Annotated in this window: 17 protein-coding genes; 7 read left to right on the forward strand and 10 right to left on the reverse strand. The window is 65.9% G+C overall.

All coding sequences use genetic code 11. The features are described from left to right. Nucleotides 1–100 precede the first annotated feature (100 nt). Both rlmB and cysS read right to left on the reverse strand, forming a co-directional pair. Nucleotides 101–1,033, reverse strand: coding sequence for a 23S rRNA (guanosine(2251)-2'-O)-methyltransferase RlmB (rlmB, locus tag HLA91_RS09460; RefSeq protein ID WP_170274469.1), 933 nt, complete (start codon nt 1,031–1,033; stop codon nt 101–103). 115 nt (nt 1,034–1,148) lie between these two features. After that, nucleotides 1,149–2,603 carry a cysteine--tRNA ligase gene (gene cysS / locus HLA91_RS09465; RefSeq protein WP_170274470.1) on the reverse strand — a complete coding sequence of 485 codons (1,455 nt, stop codon included), beginning with the start codon at nt 2,601–2,603 and terminating at the stop codon, nt 1,149–1,151. A 281-nt stretch (nt 2,604–2,884) separates the two neighbouring features. On the opposite strand from cysS, the gene HLA91_RS09470 reads away from it, so the two are divergent. The 4 genes from HLA91_RS09470 to HLA91_RS09485 all read left to right on the forward strand — a co-directional run bounded on the left by HLA91_RS09470 (nt 2,885) and on the right by HLA91_RS09485 (nt 6,630). After that, nucleotides 2,885–4,525 (forward strand): sodium-dependent transporter, encoded by a 1,641-nt coding sequence (locus HLA91_RS09470; RefSeq protein WP_170274471.1) that lies wholly within the window; start codon nt 2,885–2,887, stop codon nt 4,523–4,525. Further along, nucleotides 4,522–4,644, forward strand: a complete 123-nt coding sequence (locus HLA91_RS09475) for a methionine/alanine import family NSS transporter small subunit (protein ID WP_165883647.1) — start codon at nt 4,522–4,524, stop codon at nt 4,642–4,644. Before HLA91_RS09470 ends, HLA91_RS09475 begins: the two co-directional genes overlap by 4 nt. A gap of 202 nt (nt 4,645–4,846) precedes the next feature. Further along, on the forward strand, nt 4,847–5,941 hold the full coding sequence (locus HLA91_RS09480) for an S-(hydroxymethyl)mycothiol dehydrogenase (protein ID WP_170274472.1): 1,095 nt from the start codon (nt 4,847–4,849) through the stop codon (nt 5,939–5,941). Further along, complete coding sequence (locus HLA91_RS09485) at nt 5,938–6,630, forward strand: MBL fold metallo-hydrolase (RefSeq protein ID WP_170274473.1); 693 nt, start codon at nt 5,938–5,940, stop codon at nt 6,628–6,630. Before HLA91_RS09480 ends, HLA91_RS09485 begins: the two co-directional genes overlap by 4 nt. Nucleotides 6,631–6,747: 117 nt before the next feature. Here HLA91_RS09485 and HLA91_RS09490 read toward each other — a convergent pair whose 3' ends face one another. Then, entirely contained in the window at nt 6,748–7,209 is a 462-nt protein-coding gene (locus HLA91_RS09490) for a heme-binding beta-barrel domain-containing protein (protein WP_170274474.1), read from the reverse strand. A 223-nt stretch (nt 7,210–7,432) separates the two neighbouring features. Here HLA91_RS09490 and HLA91_RS09495 point away from each other — a divergent pair, with 223 nt between their 5' ends. Continuing rightward, entirely contained in the window at nt 7,433–7,963 is a 531-nt protein-coding gene (locus HLA91_RS09495; RefSeq protein ID WP_170274475.1) for a hypothetical protein, read from the forward strand. 9 nt (nt 7,964–7,972) lie between these two features. Here HLA91_RS09495 and ispF read toward each other — a convergent pair whose 3' ends face one another. From ispF to HLA91_RS09510, 3 genes are read right to left on the reverse strand one after another with little or no spacing between them, the layout of a single operon-like run. Further along, a complete protein-coding gene (ispF, locus tag HLA91_RS09500) occupies nt 7,973–8,470 on the reverse strand; it encodes a 2-C-methyl-D-erythritol 2,4-cyclodiphosphate synthase (RefSeq protein ID WP_170274476.1) in 498 nt (165 codons plus the stop codon). Next, nucleotides 8,467–9,198, reverse strand: a complete 732-nt coding sequence (gene ispD / locus HLA91_RS09505; RefSeq protein WP_170274541.1) for a 2-C-methyl-D-erythritol 4-phosphate cytidylyltransferase — start codon at nt 9,196–9,198, stop codon at nt 8,467–8,469. The genes ispF and ispD overlap by 4 nt, the downstream gene beginning before the upstream one ends. Further along, nucleotides 9,192–9,674, reverse strand: coding sequence for a CarD family transcriptional regulator (locus HLA91_RS09510; protein WP_102162005.1), 483 nt, complete (start codon nt 9,672–9,674; stop codon nt 9,192–9,194). The genes ispD and HLA91_RS09510 overlap by 7 nt, the downstream gene beginning before the upstream one ends. A 278-nt stretch (nt 9,675–9,952) precedes the next feature. On the opposite strand from HLA91_RS09510, the gene HLA91_RS09515 reads away from it, so the two are divergent. Further along, nucleotides 9,953–10,507, forward strand: coding sequence for a hypothetical protein (locus HLA91_RS09515; protein WP_170274477.1), 555 nt, complete (start codon nt 9,953–9,955; stop codon nt 10,505–10,507). Nucleotides 10,508–10,579: 72 nt separating this feature from the next. Here HLA91_RS09515 and HLA91_RS09520 read toward each other — a convergent pair whose 3' ends face one another. From HLA91_RS09520 to HLA91_RS09530, 3 genes are all read right to left on the reverse strand, one after another. Beyond that, entirely contained in the window at nt 10,580–11,437 is an 858-nt protein-coding gene (locus HLA91_RS09520) for a hypothetical protein (RefSeq protein WP_170274478.1), read from the reverse strand. Nucleotides 11,438–11,507: 70 nt separating this feature from the next. After that, the gene (locus HLA91_RS09525; protein WP_165883652.1) at nt 11,508–12,188 is read right to left on the reverse strand and encodes a response regulator transcription factor; all 681 of its coding nucleotides are present in this window, start codon (nt 12,186–12,188) and stop codon (nt 11,508–11,510) included. Next, the gene (locus tag HLA91_RS09530) at nt 12,185–13,444 is read right to left on the reverse strand and encodes an ATP-binding protein (RefSeq protein ID WP_259844620.1); all 1,260 of its coding nucleotides are present in this window, start codon (nt 13,442–13,444) and stop codon (nt 12,185–12,187) included. The genes HLA91_RS09525 and HLA91_RS09530 overlap by 4 nt, the downstream gene beginning before the upstream one ends. A gap of 230 nt (nt 13,445–13,674) precedes the next feature. On the opposite strand from HLA91_RS09530, the gene phoU reads away from it, so the two are divergent. After that, a complete protein-coding gene (phoU, locus tag HLA91_RS09535; protein WP_170274479.1) occupies nt 13,675–14,340 on the forward strand; it encodes a phosphate signaling complex protein PhoU in 666 nt (221 codons plus the stop codon). A 22-nt stretch (nt 14,341–14,362) separates the two neighbouring features. Here the strand turns inward: phoU and HLA91_RS09540 are convergent, their stop codons facing one another. Then, on the reverse strand, nt 14,363–15,292 hold the full coding sequence (locus HLA91_RS09540) for an EamA family transporter (RefSeq protein WP_170274480.1): 930 nt from the start codon (nt 15,290–15,292) through the stop codon (nt 14,363–14,365). Between the last annotated feature and the right edge of the window lie 13 nt (nt 15,293–15,305).

The raw sequence follows: 15,305 nt of genomic DNA on the forward strand, positions 1-15,305 counted from the left end.
CGCTGCAAGCGCCGAACCCGTGCATTTCGTGTCGAATCGAGAGGCGTCGGTTCCACACGAACGACACGCTCAGGTCGCCGTGCAGGTCAAGCCGTCGGCGTTACCCCTCGGCAAGCCCTTCGGCCCGGCGGGTGCGGGCGACTTCGTAGAGGCTCACGGCTGCGGCGACGCCGGCGTTGAGCGACTCCATCTGCCCGGCCATCGGGATCGAGACAATCTGGTCGCAGATGTCGCTGATGAGCCGGGACAGCCCCTTGCCCTCGGAACCGACGACGATGCACACCGGCTCCCGGGCGAGCGCGACCTCGGGCAGTTCGACGTCGCCGTCCATGTCAAGGCCCAGCACGAACACCCCCTGCTTCTTCAGCGCCTGCAGCGCGCGGGCGAGGTTGACGACCTGGGCGACCTTGATCCGGCCGGCGGCACCGGCGGCGGTCTTCCACGCCGAGACGGTCATGCCGGCCGAGCGGCGCTCGGGGATGATGACCCCGTGCCCGCCGAAAGCGGCGGTCGAGCGCACGATCGCCCCGAGGTTGCGCGGGTCGGTGATCCCGTCCAGCGCCACGAGCAGCGGCGTCTCGACAGCCTCGGCGGCAGCCTCCATGAGGTCGTCGGGGTGCGCGTACTCGTAGGCCGGCACCTGCAGGGCGATTCCCTGGTGGACGGCACCGTCGGTGAGGCGGTCGAGATCCATCTTTCCCGCTTCGAGCATCGGGATGCCGCGGTCGGCGGCCAGGGCGATCGCCTCGCGCACCCGGTCATCAGCATCGGCCTTGTGGGAGATGTACAGCGCGGTCGCCGGCACCGCCTCCCGCAGCGCCTCGACGACGGAGTTGCGGCCGGCGATGATGTCCGAACCGGGGTCCTTGCGCCGCCGCTTAGGCTGGACGGCCTCTCGCCTGAGTTTGGCCTGCTTGGCCTTGTACGCCTTGTGGTAGACGCGGTCCTCGGCTTTGGGCGTCGGCCCCTTGCCAGCCAGCTTGCGGCGGCCATGGCCACCGGTGCCCTTGGCAGGGCCCTTCTTCGTCGCCATCGCGGCTCCTTCGGTTCGTGTCGGTGGGCTGGGGTCGTGCGGCCGGCCTGTCTCTGTCGCCGGCCTGTCGCAGCAGGCCAGCAGCGGTCAGGTTCGGCGCCGGCCGGCAGGCACCTCAGCCCTTGAGGCTGTAACGGTAGCCGCCGGGGGTGTCCTCCAGCTGCACGCCGGCGCGGGTGAGCAGATCGCGGATCTCATCTGCCCGCGCATAGTCCTTGGCCTGCTTGGCGGCCAGCCGCTCGGTGGCCAGTTCGTCGACGAGCACGCGCAGCCCGGCCTCTGCCGCACTGTCCGCGCCCGAGGCGGTGGTCCAGTTGGCAGCCAGCGGGTTGACGCCGAGCACATCGAGCATGAGCTCGAGTTCGGCCACCGTGCGGATGAGCGCCCCTCGGTCGGGGTCCCCGGACTCCAGCAGCCGGTACCCCTCACCAACGGCACTGAACGCAACCGAAAGCGCCTTGGGCACCGACAGGTCGTGGTCCATCGCGGCGGCGAAGTCGGCCGGCACATCGAAGGCCCGGCGGCGATAGCCGTCCTCCACCTCGGGAGCCGGCGGAGCGTCTTCGCCGAGGATCTCTCTGGCGCGGGTGAGGAAGTTCTCGAAGCGCTCGAGCGCATTCTCCTGCTTGGCGACCAGTTCTTCGGAGAACTCGAGCACTGAACGGTAGTGCGCGGTCGAGAGCGCATAGCGCACCGCCAGCGGATTGGAGGCGGCGAAGAGATCATGGGCGAAAACGGAGTTGCCCAGGGACTTCGACATCTTGTCCCCGCCGATGTTGAGCAGTCCGGAGTGCATCCAGATCCGGGCGAAAGGATCGCCGGCGGCATTCGACTGCGCGCGCTCGTTCTCATGGTGGGGGAAACGCAGGTCGAGCCCGCCGCCGTGAATGTCGAACTCCGCACCGAGGTACTTCGTCGACATCGCCGAGCACTCGATATGCCAGCCCGGCCGGCCGCGTCCCCACGGCGACGGCCACGAGGCGGTGAGCGGATCGCCGTCCTTGTGCGCTTTCCACAGCGCGAAGTCCCGCGGGTCCCTCTTGCCGCGCAGCGGGGCGTCATCGGCTGCGGCCATGTCGTCGAGCTGCTGGTTCGTCAGCGAACCGTAGTCCGGCCAGGAGCGCGCATCGAAGTAGACATCAGCGGAGCCGTCGAGGGCCGGATAGGCGTGTCCGGCGGCGATGAGACGGTCGATGAGCTCGATCATCTCCGTCATGTGCCCGGTGGCCAGCGGCTCATAGGTCGGGCGCAGCACGCCGAGGGCGTCGTATGCGGCGGTGAATTCCTGGAAGTAATGGTAGGCGTGGGCCCACCACGGGCGGGACTCCTCGACCGACTTCGCCAGGATCTTGTCGTCGATGTCGGTGACATTGCGCACGAAGGTGACGTCATAACCGCGGTAGAGCAGCCACCGGCGCAGCTGATCGAACACGACAGCGGTGCGCATGTGGCCGATGTGGGGCGAACCCTGCACGGTGGCCCCGCAGACGTAGAGCCCGGCATGTCCGTCGGTGACGGGGGTGAAGGGTTCGAGGCGGCGCGTGGCGGTGTTGAAAAGCTGTATGGTCACAGCCCCAGTCTAGCCAGGCACGCGGGCCCGCCGCGATGCACTCTCAGGATAACCCCGCCGCGACGGCGACAGGCACGTATAACTTTTCGAGCTCAACTTCCAGTGCCCGCCGTCTGAGAAGTGACAATCCCCGCCCGCCGAGTTAACTTTGGTGTGAGTTCAATCTCAGCTGTGAATTTCGTGAACATCCTCCCGAAATCCTGGACTGCGAGGGCCAGGTCTGCTTCAGCCTGCTGGACACAGCGCTGTGTCTGTCCTCGCTCACCACCAGAAAGGACACCATGTCGAATAAGTCGCTACAGCGCGAGGTATTCCCGACCCGAATGGCTTTCATCCTGGCCGCCGTCGGCTCTGCCATCGGCCTGGGAAACATCTGGCGCTTTCCATACGTCGCCTTCGAAAACGGAGGCGGAGCGTTTCTCATCCCATACCTCGTCGCGCTGCTGACGGCGGGTATTCCGATCCTGTTCTTCGACTATGTGCTCGGACACCGTTCGCGGTCCTCAGCACCGATGTCGTTCCGCGTACTGTCGAAGTCCTTCGAGCCGCTGGGCTGGTTCCAGACCGGTGTCGCCACCGTCATCGGCATCTACTACGCCGTCATCATCGGCTGGGCGCTGAGCTACACGGTGTTCTCCTTCACCGAGGCCTGGGGCGATGACGCCGGCACCTTCTTCGAGGCGACCTACCTCAACGCCGGTGAGTTGTCACTGGGCAACGCCTTCAGCTTCGTGCCCGGCATCCTCATCCCGCTCATCATCGTGTGGGTGATCGTGCTGGGCATCCTGTTCCTCGGTGTGCAGGGCGGCATCGCCCGGTTCTCGAAGATCTTCATCCCGGTGCTCGTCGTGCTGTTCCTCGCACTCGTCATCCGCTCGCTGTTCCTGCCCGGTGCCGTCGACGGCCTCAACGCCCTCTTCACCCCGGACTTCTCAGCGCTGACGAAGGCTGATGTGTGGGTGGCCGCCTACGGGCAGATCTTCTTCTCGCTCTCGGTCGGCTTCGGCATCATGATCACCTACGCCGCCTACCTGCGCCGTCGCACGAACCTCACCGGCTCGGGCCTCGTCGTGGCGTTCTCGAACTCCAGCTTCGAGATCCTCGCCGGTGTCGGTGTCTTCGCAGCCCTGGGCTTCATGGCCCACGCTGCTGGCACCGGTGTCAACGATGTCGCAGCCGGCGGCGTCGGACTGGCCTTCGTCGGCTTCCCGACGCTCATCTCGCAGATGCCCGGCGGGCCGCTCTTCGGCGTGCTGTTCTTCCTCAGCCTCGTCTTCGCCGGCCTGTCCTCGCTCATCTCGATCATCCAGGTCCCGGTGCAGGCGGTCGCGGAGAAGCTGGGTATCTCCAACCGCGCCTCGCTGGCGATCGTCGGCGGCGGCATGGCGCTCGTCTCGCTGCTGACCATGCCGACGGCCACCGGCCTGACCGTGCTCGATGTCGCTGACGCATTCGCCAACAACATCGGCATCGTCGGCGGCGCGCTGCTGGCGATCATCGCCGTCGCCTGGTTCAAGCGGGCCACCCCGCTGCTGCGCGATCACCTCAACGCGATCTCCTCGTTCCGCATCGGCAAGATGTGGACCATCGCGCTGACGATCATCACCCCGATCGTGCTCGGCTTCATGCTCATCCAGCAGATCTGGACGTATGCGACCACGGGCTACACCGAGTCCTCGGCCGACATCATCGGCTGGATCATCATCGCCGTGCTCATCGTCGCAGCGGTCGCGCTCTCGGTGCTGCCGTGGCCGCGCGCCTCGGAGGAGTTCACCGCCCGCGCTGTGGAGGCCAACGATGCTGACACCAAGGCGCATCCGGAGCTGTACACGCCTGCGCACATGACCGGCTTCGACGACAACCCCAGCACCGGCACCACCGGTGCGGATGCGGCCCGCCGCACGGAAGGAGACAACCGATGACACCTGCAGCAATCATCATGATGGTCCTGGCGCTGTTCATCGTCTGGGGCGGCCTCGTCGCCTCCCTCGTCCACCTCAAGGGACACCCGGACGAGATGGGCCACGAGGACATCATCTGATCCACACACCCTGACAAGCGGAACCAGCCGCCACCGCAGCCGAGGCGTCGGGAACCTGCCATGGTTCCCGGCGCCTCGGGCGTGTACAGGGGTTTCCTGCCTGGTGAGAACGCACGCGGATTTTCCTGCAGGCCGCACGCCGGTTCCGTAGACTGACCGATGTACGCATGAGCACGTATTCATCTCTGCTGAAGGAGGCATCATGCCCACGACCGTCAAGGGAATCGTCGCCATGGCCAAGGGGAAGCCGGTCGAGCTGACTGACATCGTCATCCCGGATCCCGGCCCCGGTGAGGTCATCGTCGACGTGAAGTCCTGCGGGGTGTGCCACACCGACTTCCACTACCGCGAAGGTGGTATCGGCGATGACTTCCCGTACCTGCTCGGCCACGAGTCCGCCGGCATCGTCGCTGAGATCGGCGCAGGCGTCACGAATGTCGATGTCGGCGACTTCGTCATCCTCAACTGGCGGGCGATCTGCGGTGAGTGCCGGGCGTGCAAGCGCGGCGAGCCGTGGTACTGCTTCGACACCCACAACGCCTCGCAGAAGATGACCCTGGCTGATGGCACCGAGCTCGAAGCCGCACTGGGCATCGGTTCGTTTGCCGAGAAGACGCTCGTGGCCGCCGGCCAGTGCACGAAGGTCGACGAGGCCGATCCGGCCGTCGTCGGACTGCTCGGCTGCGGCATCATGGCCGGCATCGGCGCTGCCATCAACACCGGCGAGGTCACCCGCGGCGACTCGGTGGCAGTCATCGGCTGCGGCGGCGTCGGCTCGGCAGCCGTCGCCGGAGCGCACCTGGCCGGAGCCAGCCCGATCATCGCCATCGACTTCGATGAGCGCAAGCTCGATGCCGCCAAGGAACTCGGCGCGACCGAGACGATCTGCTCGAAGGGCATGAGCGAAGACGAGCTCGTCGAAGCCGTCCAGAAGCTCACCGGCGGATTCGGTGCCGATGTCGTCATCGACGCCGTCGGCCGTCCCGAGACCTGGCGGCAGGCCTTCTACGCCCGCGACCTGGCCGGCACGGTCGTGCTCGTCGGCGTGCCGACCCCGGAGATGGAGCTGACCGTCCCGCTGCTCGACGTGTTCGGCCGCGGCGGCAAGCTCAAGTCCTCCTGGTACGGCGACTGCCTGCCCGAACGCGACTTCCCGATGCTCACGCAGCTGTACAAGGAGGGCCGCCTGCCGCTGGAGAAGTTCGTCACCGAGCGGATCACAGTTGACCAGGTTGAGGAAGCCTTTGACAAGATGGGACGCGGAGAAGTCCTTCGATCGGTAGTGGAGTTTTCATGAGCGCACGCATTGACCACCTGGAGACATCCGGCACGTTCTCGCTTGACGGGGGCACCTGGGATGTCGACAACAACGTCTGGATCGTCGGCGACGACTCCGAGGTCGTCGTCATCGACCCGGCCCACTCGCCTGAGCAGGTCGCCGAGGCCGTCTGCGACCGGAAGGTCACCGCGATCCTGCTGACCCACGGGCATGACGACCACATCCGCGCGGTCATCGAGACGCAGAAGCTGCTGGGCAACCCGCCGATCCACCTCAACCCCGAGGACATGGTCCTGTGGGAGATGGTCTACCCGGATGCCAAGCCGGAGGAGAAGCTCGAAGACGGGCAGACGATCACCGTCGGCGACGTCACGCTCACGGCCCTGCACACCCCGGGCCACTCCCCTGGTTCCACGTGCTTCTACATCGCTGATGGGGTCGCCGTTCCCGAGGTGGCCGCGGAGGCCGCCGGAAAGGTCAGGACGGGTGCGAACAACCCGATCCTCATCTCCGGTGACACCCTGTTCGAAGGCGGACCGGGTGCCACGGGCCGGTCGTATTCGAGCTTCGACACGATCATCGAGTCGATCTCGACCCGTCTGTTCCAGCTGCCGGAGGAGACCGTCGTGCTCACCGGCCACGGCCCGGCCACGGCGATCGGGCTGGAGAAGCCGCACCTGCAGGAGTGGATCGACCGCGGCGAATGAGCCGCTGGCCGGATTCCTGAACTGAGAAGACCGGCGGGTGAGAGCGTAGCAGCGTTCTCACCCGCCGGTTCTGTATCTGGGTCCGGTGACTGCGTCCCCGCGGTGACGTCGCCGGCTTCAGGGGGCGCGCATGAGCTGGGCGGTCAGGTGCCGGGTCATCTGGCAGCCGACAGCGGCCATGTCGAAGTTGACGGTCAGGTCGTTGCCGGCGAAGACGAATCGGCGCTTGGTCATCTCCACGTTCTTCGCCGTCGAGGTGTTGAGCACCCGGCCGGTGAGGTGCAGGACGATCCGCTCGTCGGTGAGATCGATGTGCCCTTCGAGCAGCTCGGTCTGACCGGTCGGCTGGGCGATGGTGAACTCCGCCCAGTCACCGACCAGCCTCAGGTAGCCGGTCTCGACGTGCATCGTCTTGCCATCAGGTGACCAGGTGCGCTGGGAGTAGGCGAGGAACGGCTTGCCGACATCGCGGAACTCCGTCTCCTCCCGGTACTCGAAGTCATCGATCGTCGGGTACTCGCCGAAACCGCTGCCGCTCCAGGCGCCGGCGATCCGTTCGAAGGCGGGGTGTGAGGTCATAGCAGAATCGTATCTGCGGCCCTGCCCGGCCGGTAGACTGAGGCGCCGGGAACCCCGGCCTGGATCCCGGTCTCGGGAATGTGGCACGGGTGGATCCGACCCGCCCTTTGGGAATCGATCGGGTCGTGAAACTGTTGTTCCTGACAGCTGCTGCTTCTCATCGCAGCGGCTCTGTTCCCAGCGGCGGTGTGCGAGCACCGCTTCGATCACTAGGAGTGATTCCGTGAGCACCCCGCAGGCACCACTCAGCCGCAATGAGCAGATGTGGGTCACCGAACGCGTCAACGCCCCCGGATGGGGTGTGTTCTACGGCATCGTCGCGATTGTCTTCGGCATCGTGCTGGCGATCTCGTCCTGGATGGCCGACATCAGCCAGGCGGCGCTCATCATCTGCCTCATCGCCTGCGCCTTCATCACCGGCCTCGGCGTGTGGATCACCCTGCGCGCAGCCACCCGGATCACGCCGCTGCAGCGGCTGCGCAAGGGCCGCGAACCCGATCACGTCGATGACGTCGAGATCGTCTCGATCTCCGATCTGCGCGGCATGGTGCTGCGCTACGCCAACGGCGGAGAAGTCACCCTGCGCGGCCCCGCCCCGACCCCGGCCGAGGGCAGGGATACTGTGCCGGTCAGCCTCGGTGAGACGGTGACGCTGAGCTCGTGGGTGCCGGCGAACAGGTCGGCGCCGATGATCGGCCGCGTCGACTTCAGTGATGGCGCCCGGGCGATCGGCGAACTCGAAGAACCGCTCTGAGGAAGCGCCTCAGCTGCGCTGGACCACGACGGCGGTCGCGATCGCTGCGATCCCCTCGCCGCGGCCGGTGAGGCCGAGCCCATCAGTCGTCGTGCCGGAGACTGCGACCGGTGCACCGGCGGCAGCCGAGAGCACATGCTGGGCCTCGTCCCGGCGCGTGCCGATCTTGGGCCTGTTGCAGATCGCCTGCACGGCGATGCTGCCGATCTCGAACCCGGCTGCGCGCACGAGCCGGGCGGCCTCCGTCAGGAGCTCCGCTCCCGAGGCGCCGGCGAGTTCCGGCCGGTCGACGCCGAAGTGCGCGCCCAGATCCCCGATGCCGGCGGCTGTGAAAAGCGCATCACAGCAGGCATGGGCGACGGCATCGGAATCCGAATGTCCCTCAAGCCCGACTTCGCCTTCCCACAGGAGACCGGCGAGCCACATCGGCCGGCCGGGATCCTTCGAGAAGGCATGGACGTCGGTGCCGATGCCCACCCGCGGCAGGATCGGAGAGTTCTCGCTCATCGGTTCTGCCCTCCAGCAGTCGCGTCTTCCAGCAGCAGTTCGGCGATGCGCATATCGAGCGGGTGGGTGATCTTCAGCGCCCGCTCATCACCGGCAACCGCCCGCACGTCGTGGCCGAGGCGTTCGGCGAGCATCGCGTCATCCGTGGCAGTGATCGGGTCGCGGGCCTGCAGGGCGTGTGCCTCTTCGAGCACCTCGACGGCGAAGCCCTGCGGGGTCTGCACACGCCTGAGCTGCTCGCGGTCGATGTCGCCGATGACGCGTTCGTCTCCGGCGGCCGCGCATGGGCTGCGCAGCGTCTCGACGCGTTTGATCGTATCGGTCACCGGCAGCACCGGCACGACTGCCTGGGCACCGGCGCCCAGGGCATCGGTGACGCGGGTGAACACCTCGGGAGGTGTCAGGCAGCGGGCGGCGTCGTGGACGAGCACGGCTTCGATGCCAGGATCGGAGCGCTGGGCGGCTACCAGGGCTGCACGCACGCTGGCGACGCGATCAGCGCCACCGGCCACCACCTCGGCGGCGGTGCCGAGGGTGTCCCGTGCGGAGGCGAGGAACGCCTCGGGAACGGCGACCACGATATGATCGGCGACTCCCGAGGCGTGTGCACCGCGAACACAGTGCTCAAGCAGGGTCGTTCCGGCCAGTTCGGCAAATGCCTTCGGAATGCCGGCTCCCAGGCGGGTGCCAGAGCCGGCGGCCGGGATGACGATGCAGGTTCTTAGGATGCGAGGACCTCGTCGAGCAGGGCCTCGGCTTCTTCCTCTTCCTTCTTCTCAGCCAGGGCAAGCTCGGAGACGAGCACCTGGCGGGCCTTGGCGAGCATGCGCTTCTCGCCGGTGGAGAGCCCCCGGTCCTGCTCGCGACGCCACAGATCGCGGACGACTTCAGCCACTTTGATGACGTCGCCGGACTGGAACTTCTCGAGATTTGCCTTGTAGCGGCGGGACCAGTTGGAGGGCTCTTCTGAAATGTCAGCCCGCAGCACCTGGAAGACCTTCTCCAGCCCCTCTTCGCCGACCACATCGCGCACGCCGACGAGATCGCAGTTCTCGGCTGGCACTTCGATGGTCAGATCGCCGTGGGATACCTGAAGCTTCAGATAGAGCTTGTCTTCGCCCTTGATCGCCCGGGTCTTGATCTCCTGGACTGTGGCTGCCCCGTGGTGCGGATAAACAACTGTGTCGCCGACCTGAAAACTCATGTTCTTCATTTCCCCTTTCGCGGACTTCCAGTTTACCACGAACACGCCGCGTAAGACGGTGTGCCGGGGGCCGAATCGTGCTAAGGTGCACGCCTTGCATCGGCCGGATCCACGCGCTACGCGGGCGCGCGTTGGACTCCCGGGCACGCGACCACCTCGGGCACCGGGCTGGGGATGGGGGTGCGGTCAGCGGGTGAGTTCTACGTGCGGTCAAAAAGCAGGTAGGATATCCAGTGATTCTGTCATTTCACTCCGTCGTCACTCCAAGGAGCTTGAACGTGAAACGGTCCACTCGTGCGGCACTCGCTGCCGCTGCCGTCGCCCTCGTGATCCCTGCCAGCGGCTGTGCCAGCCTGCTGTCGGCGCAGCAGACCGCGGAGTATCAGTACAACGGCGGCGACGGAGCCTGGAACGTCGAGAACGAGCAGGTCAAGGTCCGCGGACTGCTGCTCATCGCCAATGACGACGATGTCGCGCAAGTGTTCTTCACTGTCGTCAACAACTCCGATGAGGACGCCGACGTCCAGATCTCCGTCGGCTCCGCCACCGCTTCGGAGACCGTACCGGCCGGCGGCCGCTGGGTGCAGAACCCGGAGAACGCCGCCGCTGAGTCCGAACCGCTGCTGACCGAGAACTACGGCGGCAAGCCCGGCGACAAGGTCGATGTCGAGGTGACGATCAACGGCGAGACCGAGATCGTGCGCACCCAGGTGCTCAACGGCGCCCACCCTGACTACCAGGATCTCGAGCCCACCGGCGCTCCCGGTGACGATTCCGCCACCGGCGTCGTCGAGACCCCCGGGCCAGAGGAGTCGCCGACCGCGACCCCCTGATCCGCTCAGACATAGAAGGGGAGGCAGAGCAGATGCTCTGCCTCCCCTTCTTCGTGCGCTCACCGCCGGGTATTACTCTCGATCGTTTCGCGGATATGAGCCCCAGTGATCACGATCTGGCTCCCACCCGATCGGCGGCTCAGGCGAGGGATTGTCAATGCCTCGGCGCAAGTTCCAGAGTTTCCATGCCTCAACCAGAAGCTCGACTGGAACCGACCATGTATCGATGAAGTCGAATTGATGGTCTATGCCGTACGGCGTGTTCCAAGTCCATGATCGGGCGTGTGCTACTCCCGAAGCACGGTTCCAAAGCTCGAAGACTCTGGTGACTGACTGATCGGGATCTCCAGGCAGCTGAGGAGCGACGACCCGAAACATATCCGACTCATTTACGGAGGTCCGTTCTTTAAGCCCCTCACGTACTAGTATTCGACCCGCGCTTTCCGCGAGCTCCGACGTATGTTTGTCCAGTGAGGCTAGTAGGCCCGGAACCATTGCTGTCCGGTCACTCCATGCATCGAGCATCCGGCGCGCGTCTTTTGCTTCGTTATTCGCAAGCTTCGCGGCCCGAGATATTCTCTCTCTCGCGGAATCGGGCTGCAGAACAAAAATCGCTCTTGCGGCGCCAAGCAGGGTTGCGCGCGCCAAGCTCGCCTGTGGGCGATCGAGAATTCCTCCACCCGTCACAAAGCGGAGGTGCTCCGCTATTCCAGCGTGCTCACCTGCGCTGGCAATAGACCTCCACGCAAGATACGCAGGGTTGAGGTGCTGTTCTAATTCGCCGAATTTCCGCATGTGAGTAGCGATTGCACTGTTCGCATCCCGCTCCACTGAGGCTGGATTCTCGACCAGGCGTCCGAGGTACGCCATGGTAATTCCATACCCCTCGTCGAGACTATTGATATCCTGCTGCAGCTCGCTCTCGGCCATTGGCTCCTCTATTCAGACCGCGTGCTCATCATTAAGAGCTTCGCGTCCAGATTTCTCGCTATCGGCGGGCTCAGCCTTCGAACTTGTAGCCGAGTCCGCGGACGGTGACGAGCAGCTGCGGGCGGGAGGGTTCGACTTCGACTTTGGCGCGCAGGCGCTTGATGTGCACGTCGAGGGTCTTGGTGTCGCCGACGTAATCCTGGCCCCAGATCCGGTCGATGAGCTGGCCGCGGGTCATGACGCGCCCGGCGTTGCGCACGAGCATCTCGAGGAGTTCGAACTCCTTAAGCGGCAGGGACAGCTCCTCACCGCGCACACTGGCGACGTGCCGGTCGACGTCGATGCGCACCCCGCCTGCTTCGATGACGGAGTCCATCAGGTCATCGGGTTCGGCGTTGCGGCGCAGCACGGCGCGAACGCGGGCGAGCAGCTCACGCGAGGAGTAGGGCTTGGTGACGTAGTCGTCAGCGCCGAGCTCAAGGCCGACGACCTTGTCGATCTCGGAGTCCTTGGCCGTGAGCATGATGATCGGCACGTTCGACTTCGCACGCAGCTGGCGGCACACCTCGGTCCCGGAGGCGCCGGGCAGCATGAGGTCGAGCAGCACGAGGTCGGCGCCCACCCGGTCGAATTCGGCGATGGCCTCCAGGCCGTCGGCGGCAACGGTGACATCAAACCCTTCCTTGCCGAGCAGGTACGACAGGGGGTCGGAGAATGATTCTTCGTCTTCGACGAGCAGAATGCGGGTCACGTCGTCTGTTTCCTTTGTTCTTCAGTTGTCTCACGGTCGACCGTGCCGTCCACGGCGCGTCCGTCCTCTTCCTTCTCCGGCGCTGGGGCCCGGCGGGCTTCAGGTTCGTCGGCGATGAGGATGCCGGATTCGGCAGCCTCGGCGATCACCGGATGCTCCTCAGTGTGAGCCAACGGTAGCACCACGGTGAAGGTCGATCCCTGCTTGGGCTTCGACCACACGCGCACCTCACCGCCGTGGGTGGCGACGATGTGCTTGACGATCGACAGTCCCAGACCGGTTCCGCCGGTCGCCCGGGAACGTGCCGGGTCGACGCGGTAGAAGCGCTCGAAGACCCGTTCGGTCTCCTCGCCGGTCATGCCGATGCCCTGATCGCTGACGGCGATGAAGACCCGCTCGTCGCTGACCCGCACCCCGATGCCGACCTGGGTGCCGGCATTGGAGTAGTTCACGGCATTGTCGACGAGGTTGCGGATCGCATTGGACAGCAGGTCCGGGTTGCCTTCAACGGCCCAGGCCGAGGGGCAGTCGACGGTGAGCGAGATGTTCTTGGCATCGGCTGCGGTCACGGCACGGTCGACGGCGTCGTCGATGATGTCGGCGACCGGGATGATCTCACCTGAGGGTGCCTCGTGGTCCTGGACGGCTGAGAGGTCGATGATCTCCTGGACGAGCTGGGAGAGCCGGTGGGATTCGCGCTGCATGCGACCGCCGAAGCGCTCGACGGCCTCGGGGTCGTCGGAGAAGTCGGTGACCGCCTCGGCTAAGAGCGCGATCGCCCCGATAGGGGTCTTGAGCTCATGCGAGACGTTGGCGACGAAGTCGCGGCGCACGGCCTCCAGCCGGTGGGCGTCGGTCTGGTCGTCGCACAGCACGAGGACGAATGCCGCGCCGAGCGGGGCGACGCGGGCGTGCAGGTAGCGCAGCGCCTGGCGGGAGCGGCCGCGCTGGGTTTCGAAGTTCGTCTCCTCGATGAGCCCGCGGGTGCGGACCCGGTCGATGACTGCGGCGAGTTCGGAGGCGACGATGCGGTGGCCGCGCACGAGCCCGAAGGTGTAGGCCGCCGGTGAGGCCTTGATGACGTCATTGCCGGCGTCGACGACGATCGCAGCGCTCGGCAGCACGGCCAGCACCTCGGCAATGCCGTCGGGAAGCTCGTTGTTCGAGTGCAGATCAGCGGAATCGCGCGTGCGATCGGAGAACCGGAACGCCAGGATGGCGACGATTCCGATCGCCAGGCCCACGAGGCCTGTCACTGCAGCTATGAACAACGGATCTTCCACACACACCAGCATACGGGCCAACGCATGAGACGCCTGTCCGATATAATGACGGCGGTTCTGACATTAGCGAACTGTTCACCCAGCCGTCAGCATGGATTCACTGCTGACTGGGAAGGTGAGAACGATTCACGGCCCCGTGGCCGCAGCCGTGCATGCGCTGCAGCCAGGGGTCTGACGCTTCAATCTGAAAGGAAGCATTCCGAATGCGCGAGGTCTTCAAGGCCGAGCTCGAGAACATCGCCGACGAGCTCGTCGAAATGGCAGCCAAGGTGAGCGAGGCGATGCGCTCAGCGACTGAAGCTCTTGAGAACAACGACCTGGAGCTGGCGGAGAAGGTCATCGACGCCGATACTGAGATCGACAATATGACCGCCGATCTCGACCAGCGCTCCGCTGAGCTGCTGGCGCTGCAGGCACCGGTTGCCGCTGACCTGCGTGTTGTCATCTCCGCACTCAAGATGAGCGTGGCCCTCGAGCGGATGGGCGACCTCGCCCGTCACATCGCCTCGCTGGTGCGCATCCGCCACCCACAGCCGGCGCTGCCGGAGGGCTTCCGCGACGTGTTCCTGCGCATGGGCGAGGCCGCGATCCGGATCGGTGAGGAGATGGAGCAGCTGCTCGACAACCCGGGTCTGCGCGGTGTCCCGCTCATCAACGCCATCGACGAGGAGCTCGACCAGCTGCACCTGCGGGTCTTCGCGCTCATCGCCGACTCCGACCACGGCGCGCTCTCGCCCGCCCAGATCGCTGACATCACGCTGCTTTCGCGCTACTTCGAGCGCTTCGGCGATCAGGCCGTCAACGTCTCCCAGCGGGTCGAGTACCTGCTCACCGGCAGCTGGGTCCCGGATCTGTCCGCCAAGGACTGAGGCCTTCTCGCTGAGATGAGGCTCAGCTGCCGGCCGGTTCGGCATCATCGTCAGGGTCGCACTCAATCTGGGTGCGGCCCTGACGTTTCTGTGTGCGCCGGCGGCCGATGATCCCGGTGGTGACGGCCACCCCGAGCAGCAGCAGGCAGCCGCCTGCCACCTCGGCGGCGGTCGGCACATCGCCCTTGACCACCCACGCGGAGGTGACCCCGATGACAGGGACGAGGAGGGTGAACGGGGCGACCTCGGCGGCGGCGTAGCGGCCGAGCAGTGTGTTCCAGGCGACGTAGCCGATGAGTGAGGCGCACAGTGCGGTGTAGGCTGTCGAGGCGACGACACCCCAGGTGGGGTTGGCCAGTGCGGTGCCGACGGCGGCCGGTCCGTCGATGATGAGGGAGAGGACGAACAGCGGGATCGGCACGACGGTTGCCGACCAGATCGTCAGGCTGACCCCGCCGACGCCCGCACCACGGGCGGCGACGTTGCCGATTCCCCAGGACAGCGCGGCGGCGAGCACGACGACAACCGCAATAGCCGGGACGCCTGCGGTGCGTCCGGCGATGATGACCGCCAGCCCGGCGACACCGATGATGATGCCGATGACGCTGCGGGAGCGCGGCCATTCGCGCAGCACGATGACGGCGACGATGGTGGTGAACACCGCCTGCATCTGCAGCAGAATCGAGGCCAGGCCTGGCGGCAGGCCCATGGACATGGCGACGTAGAGCAGACCGAACTGGCCGGCGGACATGAACAGGCCCACGAGCAGGACCCGGCCGAAGCGCCCGCGCGGGAATGGGACGAAGAACACGGCGGGGAAGACGACGACGATGAAGCGTGCGACGACGAGCAGCAGCGGCGGCCAGTCCTGGACGCCGAGGTCGATGAAGAGGAAGTTGATGCCCCACAGCACGACGACGCCGAGGGCGATGAACACATCGCGGACGCTCATGCCCTGAGGCTAC

This window comes from Brevibacterium luteolum, from assembly GCF_013004595.1.
Lineage (GTDB): Bacteria > Actinomycetota > Actinomycetes > Actinomycetales > Brevibacteriaceae > Brevibacterium > Brevibacterium luteolum.

What these genes read in the sequence shown, in the direction of transcription:
- rlmB (WP_170274469.1), bottom strand. Translation starts at nt 1,033, where the DNA reads ATGGCGACGAAGAAGGGCCCTGCCAAGGGCACCGGTGGCCATGGCCGC.
- HLA91_RS09470 (WP_170274471.1), top strand. Translation starts at nt 2,885, where the DNA reads ATGTCGAATAAGTCGCTACAGCGCGAGGTATTCCCGACCCGAATGGCT.
- HLA91_RS09475 (WP_165883647.1), top strand. Translation starts at nt 4,522, where the DNA reads ATGACACCTGCAGCAATCATCATGATGGTCCTGGCGCTGTTCATCGTC.
- HLA91_RS09480 (WP_170274472.1), top strand. Translation starts at nt 4,847, where the DNA reads ATGCCCACGACCGTCAAGGGAATCGTCGCCATGGCCAAGGGGAAGCCG.
- HLA91_RS09485 (WP_170274473.1), top strand. Translation starts at nt 5,938, where the DNA reads ATGAGCGCACGCATTGACCACCTGGAGACATCCGGCACGTTCTCGCTT.
- HLA91_RS09490 (WP_170274474.1), bottom strand. Translation starts at nt 7,209, where the DNA reads ATGACCTCACACCCCGCCTTCGAACGGATCGCCGGCGCCTGGAGCGGC.
- ispF (WP_170274476.1), bottom strand. Translation starts at nt 8,470, where the DNA reads ATGAGCGAGAACTCTCCGATCCTGCCGCGGGTGGGCATCGGCACCGAC.
- HLA91_RS09510 (WP_102162005.1), bottom strand. Translation starts at nt 9,674, where the DNA reads ATGAGTTTTCAGGTCGGCGACACAGTTGTTTATCCGCACCACGGGGCA.
- HLA91_RS09520 (WP_170274478.1), bottom strand. Translation starts at nt 11,437, where the DNA reads ATGGCCGAGAGCGAGCTGCAGCAGGATATCAATAGTCTCGACGAGGGG.
- phoU (WP_170274479.1), top strand. Translation starts at nt 13,675, where the DNA reads ATGCGCGAGGTCTTCAAGGCCGAGCTCGAGAACATCGCCGACGAGCTC.
- HLA91_RS09540 (WP_170274480.1), bottom strand. Translation starts at nt 15,292, where the DNA reads ATGAGCGTCCGCGATGTGTTCATCGCCCTCGGCGTCGTCGTGCTGTGG.